Below are 6,562 nucleotides of genomic sequence, written 5' to 3' on the forward strand. Positions count from 1 at the left end.
GCGATAGCTTAGATGACATCTTTCACAGCGTCGATGGCATCGTGAGGCAGGTCACGGCGAGCGCCTTCACGATCGGCAAACCCCATCAGGTGCTCGACCGACAAGTCAGGCAGCTTTGTGGGCGGACAGCGGCTGAGGAACGGCTGTGACAAGCCGTCCACACTATTCGCGGTCATCACCCATGTGATCCACGACATATCGAAAGCGATGCGGAAATATGGGCATGACCAATGTGCCGCCGTTGATCGTTCAAGAAACGGAAGAAGACCCTCAGTCAACGAGAAACGCACACCGCGTCGCGACTCGACGTTACCCGCTTTCTCGATTTCGTCGACCACAATGACAGGATTTGCGATCCCATTCGCGATAATCTGTTCCAGAGGTTTTCCGGGGTTCGCGGTTCCCCACCCGCGCTGTGACCCGGTTACAGAGAAAGAGGCAGGCTCACCTGTCGCTTCAATGACAGTTGTAGGCACCACGAGCCGCTGGCCGAGCAAGCGTGCCCAATGGCTCTTGCCAATGCCAGGCGGCCCAACAAGCAGCAAAGGTCGCAGGCGCGGAGCAGCATCACCGTTGCGAACCGAAGAACGCATATCTTGCCAAATCATTTCTGTCGCCGCCGCCATCCAAGGCATTTCGGTATGGATGGCAGATGCGATCTCATCTGCTCGGTGCTCAGTTTCAACAGAGACCAGCTCAGCTCCGTTGCGGAAGGCCTCCATGCTTTGACGATCTTTATCGTCGAGATGGCCCATGCCTGATTTCCGGGAAACGGCACTGAGATACGCTTTGGCCCTACGCTTAATTTTCATGCGATCAGCTTCAGGCATCGCGTATTCGAATTTAGGGCTGCCGATCCGCTCTCTGAACTGATCCAAGTGCTTTCTCAAACGAACCTCAAGGTCGTAGAGTGATGGGGTATTGTGATCGGGGAATTTGACGTCAGCAAATTTTATGCGTGGCATTTGGTGTCCTCTCTGAACCGGCACGCCCATCTGTTGGCGGCCAGCATCTGGCAGCGTGGGGCTGCCAGGGTTTCAACAAGAGGATCCGGATCCTTGAGAACGTAATGAGAACATTTTGCGAGGTCGGTCAACCACTGCGCCTTGAGCTCAGCACTGAAACGAAAATGCCGACCCATTCGGATCGGCATTTCTCAGTTTCAACAATTTCAATGACTTAGATGTCAGTGGTCGTTTAAGCCCCACCTAATGGTCGTCTTTTTGGGTCAATTGGCTCTTAATTGCCCCCTCTAACATCGTTTCACATACACCGTACTCCGGTCTAGCCGCACTTTGAATAACCGCAGGACCCGCAGGTCATGCATCCTTCAATCATGCGCAGATCATAAGACCCGCAAGAGGAACAAGCCTTGCCACGTGGCGCCCCGTTGATGGCAACGACGTCGGCCTGCGGGTCTGCTTTCAGGCCCATGCCTTCGCCCGCAAGAAACCCGATCGCGATCATGTGCTTTTCGATCACACCGCCAATAGCCGCAAGGATCGATGGCACATATTTGCCCTGCATCCACGCGCCACCGCGTGGATCAAAGACGGCCTTCAATTCTTCTACAACAAACGAAACATCCCCCCCGCGCCGGAACACCGCCGAGATCATGCGCGTCAGCGCCACTGTCCATGCGAAGTGCTCCATGTTCTTGGAATTGATAAAGACCTCGAATGGCCTCCTGTGCCCCGCGATGATCAGATCGTTCACGGTAATATAGATTGCATGCTCACTATCGGGCCACTTGAGCTTGTAGGTCGCCCCTTCCAATTCCTGCGGACGGTCCAGTGGCTCGGACATATAGACGACCTCTGCCCCTTCGCCCTCATCGCGAACCTGATCGGGCACCTCGGATGGCGACGCCTCTTGCGAAACCGAAAGAACCGACCCAGTCACATCATTCGGACGGTAGGTTGTGCACCCCTTACAGCCCTGATCCCAAGCGGCCATATAGACCTCTTTGAAATCATCGAAACTAATATCCTCGGGGCAGTTGATGGTCTTGGAAATCGAACTGTCGATCCATTTTTGCGCCGCCGCCTGCATGCGCACATGGTCCAAAGGTGCCAAGGTCTGTGCGTTCACAAAGTAGTCCGGCAAAGGCGCGTCACCTTTCAGATCGCGCCACAATTGCACGGCGTAGTCCACGACCTCTTCTTCGGTCCGTGACCCGTCCTTTTGCAGAACCTTTCGGGTGTAGGCATAGGCGAACACAGGCTCTATCCCGGACGACACATTGCCTGCATAAAGGCTGATCGTGCCAGTTGGTGCGATCGACGTCAAAAGTGCATTTCTTATGCCATTTTGACGGATGGCATCTCTGACATCTTCATCCATATGTTGCATTGCGCCACTGGCCAAAAATTTCTCTGCGTCGAAAAGCGGGAACGGGCCCTTTTCCTTTGCCAGATCGACAGACGCCAAATAAGCGGCCCGCGCGATCTGGTGCATCCATTTGTCCGTCTGCGCCGCAGCTTCTTGTGATCCGTAACGCAGTCCAACCATCAAGAGCGCGTCAGCCAATCCGGTGATCCCCAACCCGATGCGGCGCTTCGCCTCCGCCTCGGCTTTCTGGGCCTTGAGTGGGAACCGCGAGGCATCCACGACATTATCCATCATCCGCACGGCCATCGCGACCAGATCGCCGAGCGCTGCTTCATCCAGCGCGGCTGCATCATCAAACGGGTCCTTCACAAGACGTGCCATGTTGATCGAACCCAGCAAGCACGCCCCATAAGGCGGCAAGGGTTGTTCGCCACACGGGTTGGTCGCCGCTATCGTCTCGCAATAGTTCAGGTTGTTCATCTGGTTGATGCGGTCGATAAAGATCACACCGGGTTCGGCATAATCGTAGGTAGATCGCATGATCGCATCCCACAGTTCGCGCGCCCACACAGTGCGGTAAACCTCTCCGTTGAATACCAAATCCCATGTAGCGTTCGACTTGACGGCTTCCATGAAAGGGTCGGTGATCAAAACCGACATATTGAACATGCGCAGGCGGGCCGGATCAGATTTGGCAGAGATGAAGTCTTCGACATCGGGGTGATCGCAGCGCATCGTTGCCATCATCGCACCGCGGCGCGATCCGGCAGACATGATGGTTCGGCACATCGCATCCCACACATCCATGAATGACAATGGGCCGGATGCATCCGCCGCGACACCTTTGACGCCCGCACCCTTGGGGCGAATGGTCGAGAAATCATAGCCAATGCCACCACCTTGCTGCATCGTCAGCGCGGCTTCTTTCAGCATGTCAAAAATACCGCCCATGCTGTCTGGGATCGTACCCATGACAAAGCAGTTAAAAAGCGTCACCGACCGGGCCGTGCCAGCACCTGCAGTAATACGCCCCGCAGGCAGGTATTTAAAATCTGCGAGCGCGTCATAGAACTTGCCCTCCCACGCCTTCGGATCATCCTCAACTGCCGCCAGAGAGCCCGCAATCCGACGCCAGGTATCCTCGATTGTCTTGTCAATCGGCGTGCCGTCTGACTCCTTGAACCGATATTTCATGTCCCAGATTTGTTCGGCAATGGGGGCAGAAAACGCGGTCATGGCAGGGAATCTCCGATTGGGGCAGCAGGGCAAGACCTGCATCTTAATGGGTAGGCTGTCAGTTTGGAATGGCGAAACAGGTCAAAAGTAGTTCTCATTTCAGGTACCATATATGGTGATTGATCTCAAGGGTTACACCACATAAACGAATTGTTAAGTATCTATTGAAATGGGTCGGCAGAGCATTAATTGTACGGCACATCCCGGGGGGGATTGATGTCGAAAACCGTTAACATACTCAAATTGTCTGTCGGCACTGACGACGTTGCCGGTCTCGCGGCATGGCAATCCACAAAGCGCGCGCAGACCGAAGACGGGTTGCCGCGCCACATCACCCGGATGTGGCCCAAGCGGAACGAAGAAATCCTCAATGGCGGCTCGATCTTCTGGGTAATCAAGGGTGTCATCCTGTGCCGTCAACCGATCCTGCGGCTTGATGAGTACCTTTCGGATGATGGCATCCGGCGCTGCGCAATCGTGTGCAAACCCGGGCTGATCAGAGTCGAAGCTACTCCGAAGCGCGCCTTTCAAGGCTGGCGTTATTTGCCGACCCCAGACGCCCCGAAAGATTTGCCAGACGGCCGCCAAGATGAAGAAGCGTTGCCCCCTGAACTTTCCAAGGCACTCGCCGCGATCGGGGTCCGGTAAAGCGCACTGGACGGCCCTCTTGTCGGCTATATAGTCTTCGTCTACCGACCAGCGCGATCAGGGGCGTCCGACTATGAAACCAACATCTTCCCGCGCTGCCCGCAGATTGGCACAGAAGGGCGGCAAGCCTGCTCCGCTCACTGTCGCTGATCTCGCGGATTGCGTGTCAAAGGCGAAAGTGAAGGGCGTCGATAAACAGATCGAAACAAGGGGCAAACGCATCCTGACGTCGTACCTGCAAACGGCGCAAGCCTATGGCATGCCCGTAAAAGACGTGATCGCCGAAATGGCCAGCGGCCAAGCTGCATGGCGGCTGGGGTCAGCGGTACGCGACGAAATCCTCAAGACGCCCCCTGATGCCGTGCGCAACGCTGCATGTTCGCAAGGATGCGCCTTTTGCTGCATCCTGTCCGGCGGCGAAGGTGGCCTGATTACCCCCTTTGAAGCCGAGCGGCTTTATACCGCCGTTTCCCCCCTTGCAGGCCAACCCGATGGGCGCGACTGGCATCTCGAGGCCTGCCCCGCACTGGACCCCGAAACGCGCAGTTGTCGCGCCTATGATGTGCGCCCGATGATCTGCCGGTCATTCCTGTCAATAGATGCCGGAGCCTGCGAGCGTAATGCGGCAGGCGGTGAAGAACAGGGTGCCGGGATTTTGGGCAGCCATCTTGATTATCTTGTCGTCCATGCGCTTTGCCGTCAGGCGCTCAAGGGCATTACACAGGTCCACACCTACAGTATGGCGGCAACAGCCGCGGCAGCGGTCGCAGGTGCCGACACCGGCTTGACCGAGGCACGCCATAAACCGTCAGCACTGGAGACCGCATGCAGGGACGGCATCAAAGCGGCCCTTAGACCCCCAACACCATCAGCAAAGACTTGAGCGTTGCCCGCTGTTCATCCGTCCAGTCGCGCCGACGTCCCCTGAAAAGGGTCGCTTGGCTGGCATGGATCAATCCGTCATCAAGGATTTTCAGCCCATTGGCGCGCAGTGTCTCGCCCGTCGAGGTGATATCGGCAATCGCTTCGGCTGTTTCGTTTTTGACGGTGCCTTCGGTTGCGCCTTGGCTATCCACCAACTGGTAATCCGCAACCCCCTGCTCACGCAGGAAGTCGCGGACGAGCCGGTGATATTTCGTGGCAATGCGCAAACGAAAACCGTGCGTGCGCCGAAATGCTGCTGCGGCTGCATCCAGATCATCCAGCGTACTGACATCGACCCATGCTTGCGGCACAGCGATAATCAGGTCCGCCCCGCCAAAACCCATCCGCGCCAGTTCAGCCACGCGCAAATCCCAATTCGCCAGCTTCTCGCGCACAAGATCAGAACCGGTAACACCCAGATGGATATTGCCTGCCGCCAGTTCTCGCGGGATCTCCCCCGCCGAAAGCAGCACAAGCTCCACACCTTCGATGCCATCCACAGCACCCGCATATTCCCGATCAGACCCTGATTTGCGCAGGGTCACGCCGCGCGCGCCGAACCAGTCAAAGGTCTTTTCCATCAATCGCCCCTTTGAGGGCACACCAAGCTTCAACATGCGCGCAACCCCAACGCCAGATCCGGGCGGATCACACCACCCACCGCAGGTACTGCACGGCCCTGCCCAAGTTGCGCGGTCAGCGCATCATAACGGCCGCCAGTGGCCACAGGCGGGTGATCAGGGCGGTCGGTCGCATAGAATCCAAAGACAAACCCGTCATAGTATTCCAGCGATGTACGCCCATAGCTGCCTTCGAATTCCAGAGTATCGACATCAACACCCCGCTCCGCCATGGCATCGAGCCGTGCATTCATGCCAGCGACAGCCTTGCCAATCGCAGGCATATCCACGGCGATGTCGCGCAGCGCGCTCAGCACGTTCGGGGCGGTTTCGCGCAGTCCCAGAATGGCGTCGATCAATGCAACCTCTTCCGTCGCAACCGGGGCGGCCGCCGCATCTGCGCGGAGCGCGTCGATACGGGCCTGCACCTCTTTACGGCTGCGCAATCCGATATCCGGCCCTGCATCTGCGAACGGATCATCTGCCGCCAAAAGTGCCGCCCGCGCCGGTGGTACCTTGCCGGAACCAAAACGCTTCATCAGCGCGCGAAACCGGCTGGGTCGCCAGATATGACGCAGCAAGGCGGCCTTGCGCGCTTCCGTTGTGCGCAATCCCCGAACCGCCGCCATCAGGACGCCAATATCGCCCGTCGCCGCACGCACCGGCAATCCGGCCAACCCTTCGGCAATGGCGGCGAAAACCTCGGCATCGGCACCGGCCGGGTTCTGGCCGTCGAACACCTCGTATCCCACCTGCACATATTCATTGGCGCGGGTTTCGTCGGTTTCCTGCTTGCGGAATAC

Annotated in this window: 6 protein-coding genes; 2 read left to right on the top strand and 4 right to left on the bottom strand. The window is 57.4% G+C overall.

Annotation, left to right across the window (positions count from 1 at the left end; genetic code table 11):
- Window positions 1-8: 8 nt before the first annotated feature.
- Entirely contained in the window at window positions 9-965 is a 957-nt protein-coding gene (locus tag R6T97_RS14400) for an AAA family ATPase (protein WP_410349987.1), read from the bottom strand.
- A gap of 319 nt (window positions 966-1,284) precedes the next feature.
- Window positions 1,285-3,567, bottom strand: coding sequence for an adenosylcobalamin-dependent ribonucleoside-diphosphate reductase (locus R6T97_RS14405; RefSeq protein WP_410349988.1), 2,283 nt, complete (start codon window positions 3,565-3,567; stop codon window positions 1,285-1,287).
- A 216-nt stretch (window positions 3,568-3,783) separates the two neighbouring features.
- Here R6T97_RS14405 and R6T97_RS14410 point away from each other — a divergent pair, with 216 nt between their 5' ends.
- A complete protein-coding gene (locus R6T97_RS14410) occupies window positions 3,784-4,215 on the top strand; it encodes a DUF1489 family protein (protein ID WP_410349989.1) in 432 nt (143 codons plus the stop codon).
- Between the two features lie 73 nt (window positions 4,216-4,288).
- Window positions 4,289-5,098, top strand: coding sequence for a YkgJ family cysteine cluster protein (locus tag R6T97_RS14415; protein ID WP_410349990.1), 810 nt, complete (start codon window positions 4,289-4,291; stop codon window positions 5,096-5,098).
- Here the strand turns inward: R6T97_RS14415 and hisG are convergent.
- A complete protein-coding gene (hisG, locus tag R6T97_RS14420) occupies window positions 5,067-5,756 on the bottom strand; it encodes an ATP phosphoribosyltransferase (protein ID WP_410349991.1) in 690 nt (229 codons plus the stop codon). The genes R6T97_RS14415 and hisG overlap by 32 nt on opposite strands.
- The coding region (locus R6T97_RS14425) for an ATP phosphoribosyltransferase regulatory subunit (protein ID WP_410349992.1) at window positions 5,750-6,562 on the bottom strand (813 nt) is incomplete at its 5' end. The genes R6T97_RS14425 and hisG, both read right to left, overlap by 7 nt.

Source organism: Yoonia sp. (assembly GCF_046498525.1).
Classification (GTDB): domain Bacteria; phylum Pseudomonadota; class Alphaproteobacteria; order Rhodobacterales; family Rhodobacteraceae; genus Yoonia.